This window comes from Brevibacterium sanguinis (assembly GCF_039528855.1).
In the GTDB taxonomy this organism is placed as follows: Bacteria; Actinomycetota; Actinomycetes; order Actinomycetales; family Brevibacteriaceae; genus Brevibacterium; species Brevibacterium sanguinis.
On record NZ_BAAAMB010000005.1, the window covers coordinates 119,677 to 138,756 of the forward strand.

Sequence of the window (19,080 nt, forward strand, 5' to 3'; positions counted from 1 at the left end):
GCACAGTGGGGACACTGCCAGCGCAGCGACCGTATCACCACGTGTCCGGACCGGGAGGGTCCGGCCGGTGCGCGGTAGAGTTTGAGAGGACGCATCGCCGACGACAGAAGGAACGCTCTCAGACATGAATGCCCTGTCCTGGACAGACCTCGACTCCCAAGCAGTCGACACCGCCCGCCTCCTCGCCGCTGACGCCGTGCAGAAGGCCGGAAACGGACACCCCGGCACCGCGATGAGCCTCGCTCCCGTCGCCTACTACCTCTACCAGAAGGCCCTCACCCTCGACCCGTCCGATCCCACGTGGGTCGGCCGTGACCGCTTCGTCCTCTCCCTCGGCCACAGCTCGCTGACGCAGTACGTCCAGCTCTACCTCGCCGGCATCGGCCTCGAGCTCGACGACCTCAAGGCGCTGCGCACCTGGGATTCGCTCACCCCCGGCCACCCCGAGGTCGGACACACTCCCGGTGTCGAGATCACCACGGGCCCGCTCGGCTCCGGTGTCGCCTCGGCGGTGGGCATGGCGATGGCCTCCCGCCGCGAACGCGGACTCTTCGATCCCGACGCCGCCCCCGGCACCTCGCCGTTCGATCACGACATCATCGTCCTCGCCTCCGACGGCGACATGGAGGAGGGCGTCTCCGGTGAGGCCTCCTCGCTCGCCGGCACCCAGGAGCTGTCGAACCTGATCGTCATCTGGGACGACAACCGGATCTCCATCGAGGACGACACCGCGATCGCCTTCGGCGAGGACACTGCGGCGCGCTATGAGGCCTACGGCTGGCACGTCCAGCACGTCGACTGGACTGCCGACGGAGAGTACACCGAGGACCTCGACGCCCTCCACGCCGCCGTCAAGGCCGCTCGCGCCGACTCCCGTCCCTCCTTCATCCGCCTCTCGACGATCATCGCGTGGCCCGCGCCGAACGCCCGGAACACGGGGGCCGCCCACGGTGCCGCCCTCGGTGAGGACGAGGTGCGGGCGACGAAGGAGCTGCTCGGCTTCGACCCCGATGCGAACTTCGCGATCTCCCCCGAGGTGCTCGAGCACACCCGGACCAGCGCCGAGGAGCGCGGTCGCGCCGCTCACCTCGCGTGGAAGGAGAAGTACGCGGCCTGGCGCGACGCCAACGGCGAACGCGCCGCACTCTTCGACCGGCTCGCCACCCGCACCCTGCCCGAGGGCCTCGACGGAGACTTCCCCGTCTTCGACGCCGACGCCAAGGGCATCGCCACCCGCGCCGCCTCCGGCCAGGTGCTCAATGCGATCGCCGCCCGGATGCCCGAGCTCTGGGGCGGATCGTCCGACCTCGCGGGGTCGAACAACACCCTCATCAAGGCCGACCCGAGCTTCCTGCCCACCGACCGCTCGACGGACACGTTCACCGGCAACCCGTACGGACGCAACATCCACTTCGGCGTCCGCGAGTTCTCCGCCGGCCTCATCGGCAACGGCATCGCACTTCACGGCGGGACCCGTCCCTACAACGGCACGTTCCTCGTCTTCAGCGACTACCAGCGACCGGCCGTGCGCCTGGCCGCCATCCAGAAGCTGCCGAACATCTTCGTGTGGACCCACGATTCGATCGGCCTCGGCGAGGACGGCCCCACCCATCAGCCCGTCGAGCACCTCTCGGCGCTGCGGGCGATCCCCGGCCTCGACGTCGTCCGCCCCGCCGATGCCAACGAGACCGCGGTCGTGTGGCGGAAGATCCTCGACCGCACCGACGGCCCCAGCGGCCTCATCCTCAGCCGGCAGGCCGTGCCGACCCTCGACCGGACGAAGTACGCACCGGCCTCCGAGGCGGCCCGCGGAGGCTACGTCCTCCTCGACACCGGCGACGACCCGCAGGTCGCGATCATCGCCACCGGCTCGGAGGTCCAGCTTGCGATCGCCGCGGCCGAGGAGCTCGAGACCAAGGGGATCGCGGCGCGCGTCATCTCGATGCCGAGCCAGGAATGGTTCGACGCCCAGGACGAGGACTACCGCGACGCCGTCCTCCCCCGGTCGCTCAAGGCCCGGGTCAGCGTCGAAGCGGGATCGGCGATGAGCTGGCACCGCTACCTCGGCGATGCCGGGCGCGCCGTGTCCCTCGAGCACTTCGGCGCCTCAGCCGATGCCAAGACGCTCTTCGAGAAGTTCGGCATCACTGCCGAGGCGGTCGTCGCCGCGGCCGAGGAGTCCATTGCAGCAGCGAAGGGAGAAGCATGAGCGAGAACCTCACCCGCCTCACCGAGGCAGGAGTCTCGGTGTGGCTCGACGACCTGTCCCGCACCCGGCTCGAGTCCGGTGACCTCCAGACCCTCATCGACGAGTCGTCGGTGACCGGGGTGACGACGAACCCGACGATCTTCGCCACCGCGATCGCCGGCTCCGACAGCTACGACGGCGCACTCTCCGACCTCGCCGCCTCCGGTGCCGACGTCGAAGAGGCCATCGAAGCCCTGACCACCGAGGACGTCGCGGCAGCTGCCCGGCTGCTGCGGCCCGTCTACGACGCCACCGACGGCGCCGACGGACGCGTCTCGATCGAGGTCCCCCCGCCGCTGGCCCGCGACACCGCGGGAACGGCGTCGGCGGCGACGATCATGTGGGAGCGGGTCGGCGAGCCGAACGCGATGATCAAGATCCCCGCCACCGAGGAGGGACTGAGCGCGATCGCCGACACCATCGGCGCCGGGATCAGCGTCAACGTCACGCTCGTCTTCTCGCTCTCCCGCTACCGGCACGTCGTCGAGGCGTACCTCCAGGGACTGGAGAAGGCGCGGGCCGCCGGTCACGACCTCTCGACGATCCGGTCGGTCGCCTCGATCTTCGTCTCCCGCGTCGATGCGGAGATCGACAAGCGCCTCGCCGCCGTCGACGATCCGGCCGCCGCGGAGCTCGCCGGTCGCGCGGGCATCGCCAACTGCGTGCTCGCCCATGAGATCCACTCGCAGCTCTTCACCTCCGAGCGCTTCCGCGTCCTCGAACTCGCCGGGGCCCGCCCGCAGCGGCTCCTGTGGGCGTCGACCGGAGTGAAGAACCCCGACTACCCGGACACGATGTACGTCACCGGTCTCGTCTCCCCCGACACCGTCAACACGATGCCCGAGGCGACGCTGCGCGCCTTCGCCGACCACGGCGAGGTCGGGGCTCCGATCGCCGCTGAGGACTACCGGGCCGCCGACGAGGTCTTCGACCGGCTCGCCGGTCTCGGCATCGACTACGCCGATGTCATGACCGTCCTCGAGACCGAGGGCCTGGAGAAGTTCGACGTCAGCTGGACCGAGCTCCAGGGCACTGTCCGCCGGGCATTGGAGCGCGCATGAGAGTCGAGCTCAGCGTCCCCGTCAGTGCGGAGTTCGAGGCCGAACTCGACCGTCTGCTCAGCGCCCGGGTGCCCTCGCGGATCGCGGCGCAGGACGCGAGCGTCTTCTCCGACTCCGTCGCCGCCGATCGTCTCGGCTGGGTCGATCTCGCGGGCCGGGCCGGTGAGCTCGTCACCGAGATCGAGGCGCTGCGCGACGATCTCGCCGCGCAGGGTCTGCGCTCGATCAGCCTCACCGGCATGGGCGGCTCGTCGCTCGCCCCCGAGGTGATGGCGGCGTGGGCCGGGGTCGACCTCGAGATCGTCGATTCGACCGATCCCAATCAGGTCGCCGAGGCGATCGGCACCGACCTCGACCACACCGTCCTCGTCATCGCCTCGAAGTCGGGGACGACGATCGAGACCGATGCCATCCGGCGCGCGTTCGCCGCGGCCTTCGAGGCCGTCGGCATCGACCCGGCCAGCCGGTTCATCGCGATCACCGATCCCGGGACCGAACTCGCTGAGCTCGCGAGTGCCGAAGGGTACCTCGCGACGTTCCACGCCGACCCGAACGTCGGCGGTCGGTTCAGTGCCCTCTCCCCGTTCGGCCTCGTCCCCGCCGGTCTCGCCGGGGTCGACATCCGCCGGATCGTCGAGTCCGCGGCGGGCATCGCCGCCGACCTCGGCGCTGACAGCCCGGACAACCCGGCGCTGCGGTTCGGCACCTGGCTGGGCATCGCCCACGCCCGGGCCACGGAGAAGCTCGTCCTCGCTCCCACCTCGGCGGCCCTTGCCGGTCTGGGAGCCTGGGTCGAGCAGCTCATCGCGGAATCGCTCGGCAAGGACGGGCAGGGGATCCTCCCCGTCGTCCTCGACGAACCCGGTGATGTCGGCTTCGCCGACGCCCGCGCCGATGCCCTGCTCTGCACCCTCGGCCCGGCCACGACGATCGGCGCGCCCTCGGGCTTCAATGCCGAGGTCGACGGCGATCTGGGCGAGCAGTTCCTCTTCTGGGAGTTCGCCACCGCGATCGCCGGCTACAGCATCGGGGTCGACCCGTTCGATCAGCCGGATGTCGAGGCGGCGAAGGCGTTCGCCCGGGAGGCCCTCGACACGGGCACCCACGCCGAGGAGATCCCGGCGTTCGTCGACGGCGCCGTCGAGGTCTACGGCGACATCGATGAGGCCGACGACCTCGTCGGGGCCCTCCGTGAGCTCTTCGCACAGGTCGACGAGTACGGCTATGTCGCCATCCAGGCCTACCTCGATCGGCTCGGCGACGCCGAGGCGGTCGACCTCCGTCCGCTCGTCTCCCGGCACGCCGGGGTGCAGACGACGTTCGGCTTCGGCCCGCGGTACCTCCACTCGACGGGCCAGTACCACAAGGGCGGTCACCCCAACGGCGTGTTCCTCCAGATCACCGCCGACCCGCGCACGGAGCTCATCGTGCCCGGCCGCGGCTACGGGTTCGGTGAACTCGAGCACGCGCAGGCGCTCGGCGATGCCGCGGCCCTGCGGGCGAAGGGGCGTCCGGTGCTCCGGGTCCACCTCACCGACCGGGCCCGCGGGCTCGCACAGCTGCGCGACGCCGTCGCCGAGGTCGCCCCGCACCACCACTTCGGAGTCGACTGACGTGCGAGTCGGCTGACCTTCGAGTCGGATGCCCTGCGCGTCGCATGACCGCACGACGAAGGCCCTCACCGGTGTCGGTGAGGGCCTTCGTCGGTTCTGCGTTCGGTCGGGTCTCAGCTGTTGAAGCGCGTGATGAGTCCGAGGAGGATGATCGACGCGCCCCAGACGATCGCCATGAGCGCGGTGAACCGGTTGAGGTTGCGCTCGGCGACACCGGAGGATCCCAGCGAGGAGGACATGCCGCCGCCGAACATGTCGGACATGCCGCCGCCCTTGCCCTTGTGCATGAGGATGAGCAGGGTGAGGAAGATGCTCGTGAGGACGAGCACGCCGATGAGTACGTAGGTGAGAATTTCCACGTCGAGTTCAACCTGTGTTTCTGTCAGAGGATTTGCGGTTCAGTCTACTTGCCGACGGCGGCCTTGCACAAAGCGGCGAAATCGGGCCCGCTCAGGCTCGCTCCCCCGACGAGTGCGCCGTCGACGTCGTCGGAGACGAGGATGTCGGCGACGTTGTCGGTCTTCACCGACCCGCCGTAGAGGATCCGGGTGGAGTCGGCGAGGCTGTCGCCGTACCTCTCGCGCAGGCGACCGCGGATCGCCGCGGCCATCTCCGCGGCGTCAGCCGCCGTCGCCGTCTTCCCCGTTCCGATTGCCCACACGGGTTCGTAGGCGACGACGAGGCCGCTGAGCTCCTCGGCCGAGAGGCCGGCCAGGGAGTCGTCGAGCTGGCCCAGGGTGAAGTCGACGTGGGTGCCGTCCTCGCGTTCGGCCAGGGATTCGCCGACGCAGAGGATGGGGGCGAGGTCGTGGCCGAGCGCGGCCTTGACCTTCGCGGCGACGACATCCGAGGTCTCGTGGTTGTCGGCGCGGCGCTCACTGTGCCCGACGACGACGTACGAGCAGCCGAGGCGGGAGAGGAACGACGCGGCGATCTCCCCGGTGTGCGCGCCCGGTTCGTGGCGGGACACGTCCTGGGCGCCGTAGCGCAGCCACAGCTTGTCGCCCTGGACGAGCGTCTGGACGGAGCGGATGTCGGTGAACGGCGGGACGACGACGACCTCGAGCTGGGAGTCGTCGAGCTTGGCGTCCTCGAGCGCCCATGCGAGCTTCTGCACCGTCGAGATCGCCTCGAGGTGGTCGTGGTTCATCTTCCAGTTGCCGGCGAGCAGCAGTGTGCGGTCAGTCATGATGGGTCGTCCTCACGCGAGAGCGTCGATGCCGGGCAGGGTCTTGCCTTCGAGGTACTCGAGGCTCGCCCCGCCGCCGGTGGAGATGTGGCCGAATTCGTCGTCGGAGAAGCCGAGCGCCCGCACGGCGGCCGCGGAGTCTCCTCCGCCGACGACGGTGAGCCGGTCGGCGCGCGCGCCCTCGGCGGTGGCCGTGAGCGCGGCGGCCACGGTCTTCGTGCCCGCGGCGAAGGCCGGGAACTCGAAGACGCCCATGGGGCCGTTCCAGAACACGGTCGCGGAGTCGGCGATCACCTCGGCGTAGGCCCGTGCGGTGTCGGGCCCGATGTCGAGGCCGAGTCCCTCGGCCCCGGCTGGGGTGTCCTCGAGGCGGTCGACGGGGCGCACCCAGTTCTCGGCGTCGGGGGCAAAGGAGGCGGCCATGACGATGTCGGTGGGGAGCATGATCCGCGCCCCGCCCTGCTCGGCCCGGTCGAGGTAGCCCTTGACGTCGTCGATGCGATCCTTCTCGACGAGGCTCGCACCGATGTCGTGGCCGAGCGCGGCGAGGAACGTGAAGACCATGCCACCGCCGATGAGGAGGTTGTCGGCCCGGTCGATGAGGTTGTCGATGACACCGAGCTTGTCGGAGACCTTCGAACCGCCGAGGACGACGGTGAAGGGCCGCTGCGGCGAGTTGAGGAGACGGTCGCTGACCTCGACCTCAACCTGGACGAGCGAACCGGCGTAGTGCGGCAGGAGCTGCGCGAGTTCGTAGACCGAGGCCTGCTTGCGGTGGACGACGCCGAATCCGTCGGAGACGAAGTCGTCGGCGAACTCGGCGAGCTGTTCGGCGAATGCGCGCCGTTCGGCCTCGTCCTTGGAGGTCTCCCCCGGGTTGAACCGGAGGTTCTCGAGGAGGAGGACGTCCCCGTCGCCGAGCGCTGCGACCTTCGCCTGCGCATCCTCGCCGACGGTGTCGGAGGCGAAGGCGACGTCACGGCCGATCGCAGCGGCGAGTTCGCCGGCGATCGGGGCGAGCGAGAAGTGCGGATCGGGTGCGCCCTTCGGGCGGCCGAGGTGGGAGATGACGATCACCCGGGCCCCCGCCTCGGCGAGGGATCGGATCGTCGCCGCGGATGCGAGGATGCGTCCGTTGTCAGTGATCGTCGTCCCGTCCATGGGAACGTTGAGATCGCTGCGGACGAGCACCGTCCGGTGGGCGAAGATCTCCGGGTCCGTGAATGTCCTCATTGGGGCCTTTCGCGCAGAAGGTAGCTGACCATGTCCTTGAGTCGGTTCGAGTAGCCCCACTCGTTGTCGTACCACGCGACGACCTTGACCTGGTCGCCGAGGACCATCGTCAGCTCCGAGTCGGCGATCGCCGAGGCGGTGGTCCCGACGATGTCCGTGGAGACGAGGGCGGCCTCGGTGTAGTCGAGGTAGGGCGAGTCCTCCGCGGCGGCCTTGAGGATCTCGTTGACCTCGTCGCGGGTGACCGGCTTCTTCGGGGTGAAGGTGAAGTCGATGATCGATCCCGCGGGCACGGGCACGCGGATCGCGAAGCCGTCGAGCTTGCCCTCGAGGTGGGGCATGACCTTGCCGACGGTGCGGGCGGCGCCGGTCGTCGTCGGCACGATGTTGATCGCGGCGGCGCGGGCGCGGCGGAGGTCGCGGTGCGGACCGTCGACGAGCTTCTGGTCGCCGGTGTAGGCGTGGACGGTGTTGAGCAGTCCGGATTCGACGCCGATCGCGTCGTCGAGGGCCTTGACGACGGTCGCCATGCAGTTCGTCGTGCACGAGGCGTTCGAGACGACTTCATGCTTGTCCGGGTCGTACGTGTCCTCGTTGACGCCCATGACGAAGGTCGCATCGACGTCCTTGCCGGGGGCGGAGAGGACGACGGTCTTCACGGTCCCGCCGAGGTGGGCCTCGGCCTGGTCGCGGCGGGTGAAGATGCCGGTCGATTCGACGACGAGTTCGACGTCCTTCGACGTCCAGTCGATGTCGGCGGGGTTCTTCTCCGAGAAGACGGCGATCTCGCGGCCGTCGACGATGAGCGAATCCTCTCCGGCCTCGACGGTGTGGTCGAAGCGCGGCCACACGGAGTCGTAGGCGAGGAGGTGGGCGAGCGTCGCAGTGTCGGTGAGGTCGTTGATGGCGACGACTTCGAAGTCGGCACCGGGTTCGAGGGACAGGCGGAAGAGGGCGCGACCGATGCGGCCGAAGCCATTGATTGCGATTCGTCTCATGCTCGAATCCTATCGGTCTTCGAGCATGTCGGGAGTGAGACTTGCTTCAGTCCCAGGAATTCCCAATTCTTCCGCTCGCTTGTCCGCCGTCGACAGCAGCCGCCGGATGCGTCCGGCCACGGCGTCCTTCGTCATCGGCGGGTCGGCGAGCTGTCCGAGCTCCTCGAGGGAGGCCTGCTTGTGGGTGACGCGCAGCTGTCCGGCGTAGCGGAGGTGCTCGGGCACGTCCTCGCCGAGGATCTCCAGCGCCCGTTCGACGCGCGCGCCGGCGGCCACGGCGGCCCGGGCGGAGCGGCGCAGGTTGGCGTCGTCGAAGTTCGCGAGCCGGTTGGCCGTCGCCCTGACCTCGCGGCGCATCCGCCGCTCCTCCCACACGAGAACCGCGTTGTGGGAGCCCATGCGGGTGAGCAGGGCGGCGATGTCGTCGCCGTCGCGGATGACGACGCGGTCGACGCCGCGGACCTCGCGGGCCTTCGCGCTCAGGCCCAGCCGTCGGGCGGCTCCGACGAGCGCGAGTGCCGCCTCGGGACCCGGGCAGGTGACCTCGAGGGCGGAGGAGCGGCCGGGCTCGGTGAGCGAGCCGTGGGAGAGGAAGGCCCCGCGCCAGCAGGCCTCGGCGTCGGCGACGGAGCCGTTGACGATCGCCGAGGGCAGACCGCGCACGGGTCGGCCGCGGTTGTCGACGAGCCCGGTCTGGCGGGCCAGTGCGCCGCCGTCACGGGTGACGCGCAGCAGGTAGCGGTTGGAGCGGCGGATGCCGGCGGCGTTGATGACGACGATGTCGGCGAACTGGCCGTAGAGATCCTTGATCTCGCTGCGCAGGCGCTTCGCGGCCTGAGCGGTGTCGAGTTCGGCCTCGAGCACGATCGAGCCGTTGACGAGGTGGAGGGCGGAGGAGAAGCGGAAGATCGAGGACACTTCGGCCTTCCGAGCCGAGGTCCGGGTGATCTTCACCCTCGCCAGCTCGTCCTTGACCTGAGCGGTCAATGCCATTGTTCGTCCTCCTGCACGGATCGGTCCTACCACTGCTCGTCGACGTCGATCCCGGCGTCAACCAACATGTCACGGTAACATGCTGCGAGCTTGAGGCTGTCATGCTGCCCTGCCCGCCGGGAGCTGAGCGGATGCACCCGGAGTTTGGCGTCGAACATCTCCCGCGCATGGTGTTCGAGCTCCGGTTCGGAGACCACGGACGCCTCGTCGACGAGCACGTAGTCGAGGGTGAGGGCCGGGGCGTGGCGGTGCAGCGACATGAGGTGTTCGCCGAGGCTGAGGTCCCGGGTCTCCCCGTCCGAGGACGAGAGGTTGAGCGTGAGGGATTTCACCGCGTTCGACCGCACGATCGCATCGGAGAGGGAGGGCACGAGCAGGTGCGGCATCACCGAGGTGTACCACGAGCCGGGCCCGAGGTTGAGGACCTCCGCCTCGGCGACGGCTTCGACGGTCTCATAGCGGGCCGGCGGGTCCGCTGGGTCGAGGCGGACGGCTTCGACATGACCGCGGGTCGAGGCGAGCACCGACTGTCCGCGCACGACCTGGAACGAGCCGGGGAACTGGACGTCGGCTTCGATCGTCAGCGGCACCGAGGACATCGGCAGCACGCGGCCGTGGGCGCGCAGCAGCTTCGCCATCCAGTCGAGGCCGGCGACGTGGTCGCCGTGGATCTGCCAGAGGGCGGCGATGAGGAGGTTGCCGACGGCGTGGCCGTTGAGCTCCCCGCTCGATTCGAAGCGATGCTGGATGACGTCGCGCCACGTCTTGCCCCAGTTCCCGTCGTCGCAGAGCGCGGCCAACGCCATGCGCAGGTCCCCGGGCGGCAGACTGCCGAGCTCGTCGCGGAGCCGACCGGAGGAGCCGCCGTCGTCGGCGACGGTGACGACGGCCGTGAGCGATTCGGTGAGCAGCCGGAACGCGCGCAGGGCGGCGTAGAGACCGTGACCGCCGCCGAAGGACACGATCTTCGGGCCCTTGTTGATGACGGCCGGGGTGATCTGCGGGAGATCCTCGGTCTCCATGTCATTCCCTCCCCAGGTCGCGGTGGCGGACGGTGACGGGAATGCCGGTGCGGGCGGCCAGCCCCTTCGCGATGCGTTCGCTGATCGCCACCGACCGGTGCTTGCCGCCGGTGCAGCCGATGCCGATGAGCGCGTAGCCGCGGCCCTCCCGGAGGTAGCCCTGCGCGATCGTGTCGAGGGTGGCGGTGTAGCGTTCGATGAACTCCTCGGCGCCGTTCTGTCCGAGCACGTAGTCGGCGACGTCGGAGTCGAGTCCGTTGTGTCCGCGCAGGTGGGGAATCCAGTACGGGTTGGGCAGGAAGCGGACGTCGGCGACGTTGTCGGCGTCCTTGGGCAGGCCGTACTTGAAGCCGAAGCTCATCACCGTCAGCCGCAGCGGCGGGGCGTCGTCGGCGCTGAAGCGCTTGCGCACCTCGGCGCCGAGCTGGTGAACGTTGAGGTCGGAGGTGTCGATGATGATGTCGGCACGGTGCTTGAGCGATTCAAGGGCCTCGCGTTCGGCCTCGATCCCCTCGAGGAGGGTTCCCTCCCCCTGCAGCGGGTGCGGCCGGCGGGTGGATTCGAACCGGCGGACGAGGACCTCGTCGGCGGCGTCGAGGTAGAGGATGCGCAGCGACAGTCCCTGGTCGAGGAAGTCGGAGATCGTGTCCTCGAGCTCCGTGTACTTCGCCCGGCCCTTCGAGTCGGTGACGATCGCGATCTTCGGCACGGCGCCGTCGGCGCGGGCGACGAGTTCGACGAGGGTGCGCATCATCTGCGGCGGGAGGTTGTCGACGACGTACCAGTCGAGGTCTTCGAGGACATTGGCCACGGTGGTCCGCCCGGCCCCGGACATGCCGGTGACGAGGACGACCTCGATGGGGTGGTCGTCGGCCTGTGTGGTCATGCGTCCTCCTCGTGTCCCCGGCTGGCGGCGACCGCGCACGGTCGCTCATATCGAACACTACTGTAGAGCACGCCTGTGGGGCGCCGATCTCAGTGCCCGTTCAGCTCGGGATGGTGGGGTTCAGTCCGTCTGCAGGGCCGCGGCGATCTTCTCCGCCAGGGCCGGCCCGATCCCCTTGACCTCGCAGAGCTGCTCGACGCTGGCCGCACGTGTCCGCTTCACCGAGCCGAAGTGCTTGAGGAGTGCCGTCCGCTTCGCCTCGCCGAGGCCGGGAATCTCATCGAGGACGGAGCTCGTCATCGCCTTCGCCCGCTTCGACCGGTGGTAGGTGATCGCGAAGCGGTGCGCCTCGTCCCGCAGGCGCTGCATGAGGAAGAGTCCCTCGGAGTTGCGCGGGAGGATGACGGGGAACGGGTCGTCGGGGACCCAGACCTCCTCGAGCCGCTTGGCGAGGCCGACGACGGAGATGTCGACGATTCCGAGGTCGTGCAGCGCCCGGGTCGCCGCGGCGACCTGGGGTCCGGCGCCGTCGACGACGAGGAGGCTGGGACGGTACCCGAAGCGGTCGTCGGGTTCGTCGGAGGCCATCTGCTCGAGGTAGCGGCTGAAGCGCCGGGAGACGACGTCGTACATCGAGGCGGTGTCGTCGGTCGCCGCCTCGCCGTGGATCGCGAAGTGCCGGTAGTCGCGCTTCTTCGCCAGGCCGTCCTCGAAGACGACGAGGCTGGCGACGACGTTCGAGCCCTGGGTGTGGGAGATGTCGATGCACTCGATGCGCAGCGGCGCCTCGGGCAGGTCGAGGTGCTCCTGGATCTCCTTGAGCGCGGTGCTGCGGGTCGTCAGGTCGGAGGAGCGCTTGAGCTTGTGCTGGACGAGCGCTTCCTTAGCGTTCTTCGTCACCGTCTCGAGCACGGCCTTCTTCTCGCCGCGTTCGGGCACCCGCACGGTGACCTTGGCGCCGCGCTGTTCGCTCAGCCAGGCTTCGAGCGAGTCGAGGTCGGCGGGCACGGTGTCGACGAGGATCTCCTTGGGGATCGCATCGGCGTCGAGTCCCGTGTACGCCTGCCGGAGGTAGTCGGTGGTCAGCTCGGCCGGGGTGTGGTCGTCGGAGCGTTCGATGATCCACCCGCGCTGGCCGCGGATGCGGCCGCCGCGGACGTGGAAGACCTGGACGGAGGCTTCGAGCTCCTCGGTGACGAGGGCGAAGACATCGCAGTCGGCGGACACGGAGAGGACGACGGCGGACTTGTCGAGGACCTTCTGCAGCGCGGTGAGCTCGTCGCGCAGCCGTGCCGCCTGTTCGTAGTCGAGGTCGGCGGCGGCGGCGGCCATCTCCTTCTTCCGCTCGCTGATGAAGCGCCCCGTGTTGCCGGACATGAAGTCGACGACGCTGCGGGCGAGGTCCCGGTGCTCGTCGATGCTGATCTTGCCGACGCACGGGGCGGCGCATTTGTCGATGTACCCGAGCAGGCACGGCCGACCGCTGCGTTCGGCACGGCGGAACACCCCCGGGGTGCACGTGCGCATGGGGAACGCCTTGAGGAGGAGATCGAGGGTGTCCCTGATCGCCCACACCTGGGCGAACGGGCCGAAGTACTTCACGCCCCGGCGGCGTTTGCCGCGGGTGATGAACGCCCTGGGCACCTCGTCGTTCATCGTGATCGCCAGATAGGGGTAGGACTTGTCGTCGCGGAACATGACGTTGAACCGCGGATTGAATTCGTTGATCCACGTCCACTCGAGCTGGAGGGCCTCGACCTCGGTGTCGACGACGGTCCATTCCACCGAGGCGGCGGTGTGGACCATCGTCGAGGTCCGCGGGTGCAGCTGCGCGGGGTTGGCGAAGTACGAGTTGAGCCGGTTCCGCAGATTCTTCGCCTTGCCGACGTAGATCACCCGCCGGTCGGGGTCACGGAACTTGTAGACCCCGGCCGAGGTGGGAATGCTGCCGGTGGCCGGACGGTAGCTCGCGGGATCAGGCATCGAGCATCTCGGCGAGGAAGCGCCCGGTGTGGCTGGCGGGGTTCTTCGCGACCTCCTCCGGGGTGCCTTCGGCGACGACCTGACCGCCGCCGCGACCGCCCTCGGGGCCGAGGTCGATGACGTAGTCGGAGTTCGCGATGACATCGAGGTTGTGCTCGATGACGATCACGGAGTTCCCCTTTTCCACGAGCCCCTGGAGGACGTGGAGGAGCTTCGAGATGTCCTCGAAGTGGAGACCGGTCGTCGGCTCGTCGAGCACGTAGACGGTGCGACCGCGGGAGCGCTTCTGGAGTTCGGCGGCGAGCTTGACGCGCTGCGCCTCACCGCCGGAGAGCGTCGTCGCCGGCTGTCCGAGCCGGACGTAGCCGAGGCCGACGTCGACGAGGGTCGACAGGTGCCGGGAGATCGCGGGGATCGCGGCGAAGAACTCCGCGGCCTCCTCGATGGGCATGTCGAGGACCTCGGCGATCGTCTTGCCCTTGAACGTCACCTCGAGCGTCTCCCGGTTGTACCGGGCTCCCCCGCACACCTCGCAGGGGACGTAGACGTCGGGGAGGAAGTTCATCTCGATCTTGATCGTGCCGTCACCGCTGCAGTTCTCGCAGCGGCCGCCCTTGACGTTGAAGGAGAAGCGGCCCGGCTGGTAGCCGCGGACCTTCGCGGACTCGGTCTCGGCGAAGAGCCGGCGGATGTGGTCGAAGACGCCGGTGTACGTCGCCGGGTTCGACCGCGGGGTGCGGCCGATCGGCGACTGGTCGACGTGGACGACCTTGTCGAGGTTCTCCAGCCCCGTCACCCGCTTGTGCCGACCGGGCACGCGGGACGCGCCGTTGAGGACGTTCGCCATCTGCGTGTAGAGGATCTCGTTGACGAGCGTCGACTTGCCGGACCCGGACACCCCGGTGACCGCGGTGAGGACGCCGAGCGGGAAGGAGACGGTGAGGTCGCGGAGGTTGTTCTCGCTCGCCTTCTCGACGGTGACCATCCGTTCGGGGTCGATCGGCCGGCGTACGGTGGGGATCGCGATGGACTTGCGTCCGTCGAGGTAGGCACCGGTGATCGAGCGCTCGGCGTCCTTGAGCCCGGGGACCGGACCGGAGTAGATGACCTCTCCCCCGTGCTCGCCGGCACCGGGGCCGATGTCGACGATCCAGTCCGCGGCGCCGATGGTGTCCTCGTCGTGTTCGACGACGATGAGGGTGTTGCCGAGGTCCTTGAGCTTGATGAGCGTGTCGATGAGACGGCGGTTGTCGCGCTGGTGGAGGCCGATCGAGGGCTCGTCGAGGACGTAGAGGACGCCGACGAGGCCCGAGCCGATCTGCGTGGCCAGGCGGATGCGCTGGGCCTCACCGCCGGACAGGGTCCCGGCGGCGCGGTTGAGGCTGAGGTATTCGAGGCCGACGTCGAGGAGGAAGCCGAGGCGGGCGTTGATCTCCTTCATCACCTGCGCGGCGACAGCCGCGTCACGGCCGCTGAGCTCGAGTCCGGAGAGGAAGCCGGCCGCCTCGTCGAGGGCGAGCTCAGCCACCTCGGCGATCGAGCGGTCACCGACCTTGACGGCGAGGGCCTCGGGTTTGAGCCGGGTGCCGTTGCACGAGGCGCACGGGATCTCGCGCATGTACGACTCGTAGCGCTCACGCGACCAGTCGGACTCGGTTTCGTCGTGCTTGCGCTGGATGTACTGGAAGACGCCCTCGAAGCCCGTCGAGTACGTCCGCTCCCGCCCGAAGCGGTTGCGGTACTTGACGTGGACCTCGTAGTCCTTGCCGGTGAGGATCGCGGTGCGCTGTGCGCTCGTGAGGTCCTTCCACGGGGTCTTGAGCGTGAAGCCGAGCTCGTTGCCGAGACCGGTGAGCAGGCGGTTGAAGTACTTCGACACCTGTTTGCCGCCCGACCACGGAGCGACCGCGCCGGCGCCGAGGCTGAGGTCCTCGTCGGGGACGACGAGGCTCTCATCGACCTGGAGCCGGGTGCCGATGCCGTCGCACGTCGGGCACGCGCCGAAGGGCGAGTTGAAGGAGAAGGTCCGGGGTTCGATCTCGTCGATCGTCAGCGGATGCTCGTTCGGACACGACATGTGCTCGGAGAACGTGCGGGTCACGCCCTCGTCGACGAGGTCGATGTCGATGCGGCCGTCGGCGAGTCCGAGAGCGGTCTCGACGGAGTCCGTGAGACGCGGGCGCATGCCGGGCTTCGCGACGAGGCGATCGACGACGACGGAGATCGTGTGCTTGTACTTCTTGTCCAGGGTCGGCGGGTCGCTCAGGCTGATCTGCTCACCGTCGACGATGGCACGGGAGAAGCCCTTCGCCTGCAGGTCGGTGAAGAGGTCGACGAATTCGCCCTTGCGCAGGCGCACGACGGGCGCGAGGACGAGGAACTTCGTCCGCTCCGGCAGCTCGAGGAGCTGATCGACGATCTGCTGCGGGGTCTGCTTCGTGATGATCTCGCCGCAGATCGGACAGTGGGGCACGCCGATGCGCGCCCAGAGGAGGCGGAGGAAGTCGTAGACCTCGGTGATCGTGCCGACCGTCGACCGCGGGTTGCGCGAGGTCGACTTCTGATCGATCGACACCGCCGGGGAGAGCCCTTCGATGAAGTCGACATCGGGTTTGTCCATCTGGCCGAGGAACATCCGGGCGTACGACGACAGGGATTCGACGTACCGGCGCTGTCCTTCGGCGAAGATCGTGTCGAACGCCAGCGACGACTTGCCCGACCCCGAGAGTCCGGTGAAGACGACCATGGAGTCGCGCGGCAGCGCGATCTCGACGTTCTTGAGGTTGTGCGCGCGGGCGCCCTTGACCCACAGCGTGTCGAGGTGGGACACGCCGGAGGGGTTCTGCGCGCTGTTCGCACTGTTCGTTTTCATCACCTGTCCACTGTATTACTCGGTCCTGACATGACGGTCGCGGCGGGAGGAGGCAGCGCCTGCGAGGAGTGTCTCACTCGGCCCTGACATGGTTCTCGGCGATCTCTCCGACGGCGAGGATGCGCACGACGATGTCCCCGGTCTCATCGCTCGCGGCGACGTCGACCTCGGCATCGATCGCCCAGTCGCGGTTGCCGTCGGGATCGGCGAGGATCTGACGCACACTCCAGGTGGTCGAACCGGGAACGATGTCGATATATTCCCGTCCCCGCGCGGTCTGGTCGACGAGCAGGTCGCCGTATTCGTCGTAGAAGTCCTCGATCGCGGTCTCCCAGGCCTTCTCGTCGAACCCGGACTCCGCGTCGAGGCGGCCGAGCTCGGCGTAGTCCGCGCGTTCGGCGAGCAGCACGCGATGGAACATCGCATTGCGGATCTCGGCGGTGAAGAGCTTCGTGTTCGCCGAGAACGCGCGGTCGAGGTCGGGCAGCTCCTCGTCGCCGAAGTCCGTGGGACTCAGTCCCTGGAGGGTGCGCCATTCGTCGAGGAGGGAGGAGTCGGTGCGGGCCACCGTCTCCCCGAGCCATTCGATGATGTCCTGGAGCTCCTCCCCGCGCCGGTCGGCCGGGACGTTGTGGGTCAGCGCCCGGTAGACGTCGGTAAGGTAGCGCAGGAGGCTGCCTTCGGCACGGGCGAGACCGTAGTAGCCGACGAACTGGGTGAAGCCCATCGCCTGCTCGACCATGTCGCGCACGATCGACTTCGGCTCGAAGTCGCCGGCCCGCAGCCACGGGTGGGCGAGGAGGAAGTGGTCGAACGCGGGCTCGAGGATCTCGGCCAACGGCTTCGGCCCGGTCACCTCGTCGAGGATGGCCATCCGCTCCGGATACTCGAGGCCCTCGGATTTGAGTTCGGCCAGCGTCTCCCGCTTGATCCGGTCGAGCTGGCCCTTGAGGATCGCGAAGGGCACCGGGGTGGTCGCCTCGACGAGGGAGACGACGTCGAGCGCCCACGTCGGGGAATCGGGGTCGAGGAGGTCGAGTCCGGCGAGGACGAACGGGGCGAGCGGCTGGTTGAGGGCGAACTGGGGACCGAGGTCCTCCGTCGGCACGAGTTCGGTCCCGCGCCGCTCGATGAGTCCGGCGTCGAAAAGGGAACGGCCGATCTTCAGCGCCGTGAGCTTGAGGTCGAGGTGCCGTTCGCGGCTCTCGTGCGTCTCATCGATGAACCGGCTGATCGTCGAGACATCGGATCCCGGGCGGGCGATGAGGTTGAGGATCATCGAATGGTCGATGCGCATCCGGGACCGCAGGGATTCCGGCGCGGACTCGATGAGCTTGGCGAAGGTCTCCTCGGACCACCCGACGAAACCGGCGGGTGCGGACTTCTTCTTCACCTTCTTCCGCTTCTTCTCATCGCCGGCGGCCTTCGCCTCGGCGCGGAGGTTCTCGATGACGTGCTCGGGGGCCTGGGCGACGACGAACCCGCGGGTGTCGAAGCCGGCGCGACCGGCCCGCCCGGCGAGCTGCTGGAACTCGCGGACGCTGAGCTTGCGCATCCGCCGCCCGTCGAACTTCGTCAGCCCGGTCAGGAGCACGGTGCGGATGGGCACGTTGATGCCCACCCCGAGGGTGTCGGTGCCGGAGATGACGAGGAGGACGCCCTTGAGGGCGAGCTGCTCGACGAGGCGGCGGTACTTCGGAAGCATCCCGGCATGGTGGACGCCGACGCCGTGGAGGAGGAGCCGGCGCAGCGTCTGGCCGAATCCCTTCGAGAACGTGAATCCCCTGATCTCCTCGGCGATCCTCGCCTTCTGCTCCTTGCTCGCGAGATCGACCGAGAGCAGGCCCGTGGCGAGGTCGATCGCACCGGCCTGGGAGTACGAGACGACGTAGACGGGTGCCCGGTCGTGGCGGACGAGGGCGCGGAGGGTGTCGGAGAGCGGTTCGGTCGAGTACTCGTATTCGAGCGGCACGGGACGCGACGCCGAGGTGATGAGGGCGGAGTCGCGGCCCGTCGTCTCCGTCATCGTCGCCCGGATCTCCGCCGTCTCCCCGAGCGTGGCCGACATGAGCACCATCTGCGCCTGCGGGAGTTCGAGGAGCGGAACCTGCCAGGCCCACCCGCGGGTGGGATCGGCGAAGTAGTGGAACTCGTCCATGACGACCATGCCGACGTCGAGGAGTCCTCCCTCGCGCAGCGCCTGGTTGGCGAGGATCTCCGCGGTCGCGCAGATGACGGGCGCATCGCCGTTGACCGTCGAGTCGCCGGTGATCATGCCGACGTTCTCGGGCCCGAACGCGTCGATGAGGGAGAAGAACTTCTCACTGACGAGCGCCTTGAGCGGTGCGGTGTAGTACGCCCGGATGCCGCGGGTGAACGAGCAGTAGAGCGCGAACAGCGCGACGAGGGACTTCCCCGACCCCGTCGGGGTGGCGACGATCGTGTTGTCCCCGGAGAGGATCGCGAGCATCGCCTCCTCCTGCGCCGGGTAGGGTTCGATCCCCAGTTCGCGGCAGTACTCGGCGAACGCCTCGAAGATCGCATCCTCGTCGGCGAACTCCGCCGGAATCTCCTGCAGCCTCGTCACCACTGTGCACTGACCTTTCGCTCTAGACTGATGTCCATCCTATTGACCTCGAATCCCTCAAGGAGTGGCAGATGCCGGTTTTCGCCGTCACCTACGTCTATGGCCCCGACACCGAGACGCGTCTCGCGCACAGGCCCGCACACCGTCAGTGGCAGGCCGCGCAGAACGCGTCCGGTGCCATGCTCGCCTCCGGCCCGTTCACCGACGATGAGCAGCCCGGCGGCCTGCTGCTCGTCAGCGCCGCCGATCAGGATGCCGCCCGCGACATGCTCACCGGCGATCCGTACCACGACCTCGGTGTCATCGCCGAGACCCGGATCCGAGAGTGGAATCCGATGTTCGGGGCGTTCGCCGAGGACTGAGCCGCTCCCGGACTCGCCCGTCCGAACGACACA

Annotated in this window: 14 protein-coding genes; 4 read left to right on the forward strand and 10 right to left on the reverse strand. The window is 68.7% G+C overall.

Annotated elements, in window-relative coordinates:
• Window positions 1-124 precede the first annotated feature (124 nt).
• The 3 genes from tkt to ABD154_RS05455 are packed head-to-tail and all read left to right on the forward strand — an operon-like array spanning window position 125 to window position 4,922.
• Entirely contained in the window at window positions 125-2,209 is a 2,085-nt protein-coding gene (gene tkt / locus ABD154_RS05445; RefSeq protein ID WP_211979189.1) for a transketolase, read from the forward strand.
• Window positions 2,206-3,309 carry a transaldolase gene (gene tal, locus ABD154_RS05450; RefSeq protein ID WP_211979188.1) on the forward strand — a complete coding sequence of 368 codons (1,104 nt, stop codon included), beginning with the start codon at window positions 2,206-2,208 and terminating at the stop codon, window positions 3,307-3,309. Before tkt ends, tal begins: the two co-directional genes overlap by 4 nt.
• On the forward strand, window positions 3,306-4,922 hold the full coding sequence (locus ABD154_RS05455) for a glucose-6-phosphate isomerase (protein ID WP_211979187.1): 1,617 nt from the start codon (window positions 3,306-3,308) through the stop codon (window positions 4,920-4,922). The genes tal and ABD154_RS05455 overlap by 4 nt, the downstream gene beginning before the upstream one ends.
• Before the next feature lie 113 nt (window positions 4,923-5,035).
• Here ABD154_RS05455 and secG read toward each other — a convergent pair whose 3' ends face one another.
• The 10 genes from secG to ABD154_RS05505 all read right to left on the reverse strand — a co-directional run bounded on the left by secG (window position 5,036) and on the right by ABD154_RS05505 (window position 18,685).
• Window positions 5,036-5,281 carry a preprotein translocase subunit SecG gene (gene secG / locus ABD154_RS05460; protein WP_137824009.1) on the reverse strand — a complete coding sequence of 82 codons (246 nt, stop codon included), beginning with the start codon at window positions 5,279-5,281 and terminating at the stop codon, window positions 5,036-5,038.
• Window positions 5,282-5,325: 44 nt separating this feature from the next.
• On the reverse strand, window positions 5,326-6,111 hold the full coding sequence (gene tpiA / locus ABD154_RS05465; protein WP_211979186.1) for a triose-phosphate isomerase: 786 nt from the start codon (window positions 6,109-6,111) through the stop codon (window positions 5,326-5,328).
• Between the two features lie 12 nt (window positions 6,112-6,123).
• Window positions 6,124-7,344, reverse strand: coding sequence for a phosphoglycerate kinase (locus ABD154_RS05470; RefSeq protein WP_211979185.1), 1,221 nt, complete (start codon window positions 7,342-7,344; stop codon window positions 6,124-6,126).
• Window positions 7,341-8,342 carry a type I glyceraldehyde-3-phosphate dehydrogenase gene (gene gap, locus ABD154_RS05475; RefSeq protein WP_198498843.1) on the reverse strand — a complete coding sequence of 334 codons (1,002 nt, stop codon included), beginning with the start codon at window positions 8,340-8,342 and terminating at the stop codon, window positions 7,341-7,343. Before gap ends, ABD154_RS05470 begins: the two co-directional genes overlap by 4 nt.
• A 9-nt stretch (window positions 8,343-8,351) precedes the next feature.
• Complete coding sequence (gene whiA, locus ABD154_RS05480) at window positions 8,352-9,335, reverse strand: DNA-binding protein WhiA (RefSeq protein ID WP_344250512.1); 984 nt, start codon at window positions 9,333-9,335, stop codon at window positions 8,352-8,354.
• 26 nt (window positions 9,336-9,361) lie between these two features.
• Entirely contained in the window at window positions 9,362-10,357 is a 996-nt protein-coding gene (locus ABD154_RS05485; protein WP_211979184.1) for a gluconeogenesis factor YvcK family protein, read from the reverse strand.
• Window position 10,358: 1 nt separating this feature from the next.
• Window positions 10,359-11,243: an RNase adapter RapZ gene (gene rapZ / locus ABD154_RS05490; protein WP_137824003.1), complete on the reverse strand. Its 885-nt coding sequence runs from the start codon at window positions 11,241-11,243 to the stop codon at window positions 10,359-10,361.
• A 120-nt stretch (window positions 11,244-11,363) separates the two neighbouring features.
• A complete protein-coding gene (gene uvrC / locus ABD154_RS05495) occupies window positions 11,364-13,226 on the reverse strand; it encodes an excinuclease ABC subunit UvrC (RefSeq protein WP_211979183.1) in 1,863 nt (620 codons plus the stop codon).
• Window positions 13,219-16,098, reverse strand: a complete 2,880-nt coding sequence (gene uvrA / locus ABD154_RS05500) for an excinuclease ABC subunit UvrA (RefSeq protein ID WP_211979182.1) — start codon at window positions 16,096-16,098, stop codon at window positions 13,219-13,221. The genes uvrC and uvrA overlap by 8 nt, the downstream gene beginning before the upstream one ends.
• A 73-nt stretch (window positions 16,099-16,171) precedes the next feature.
• Window positions 16,172-18,685: a DEAD/DEAH box helicase gene (locus ABD154_RS05505; protein WP_211979181.1), complete on the reverse strand. Its 2,514-nt coding sequence runs from the start codon at window positions 18,683-18,685 to the stop codon at window positions 16,172-16,174.
• Between the two features lie 71 nt (window positions 18,686-18,756).
• Here ABD154_RS05505 and ABD154_RS05510 point away from each other — a divergent pair, with 71 nt between their 5' ends.
• Window positions 18,757-19,047, forward strand: coding sequence for a YciI family protein (locus ABD154_RS05510; RefSeq protein ID WP_211979180.1), 291 nt, complete (start codon window positions 18,757-18,759; stop codon window positions 19,045-19,047).
• The last annotated feature ends 33 nt before the right edge of the window (window positions 19,048-19,080 follow it).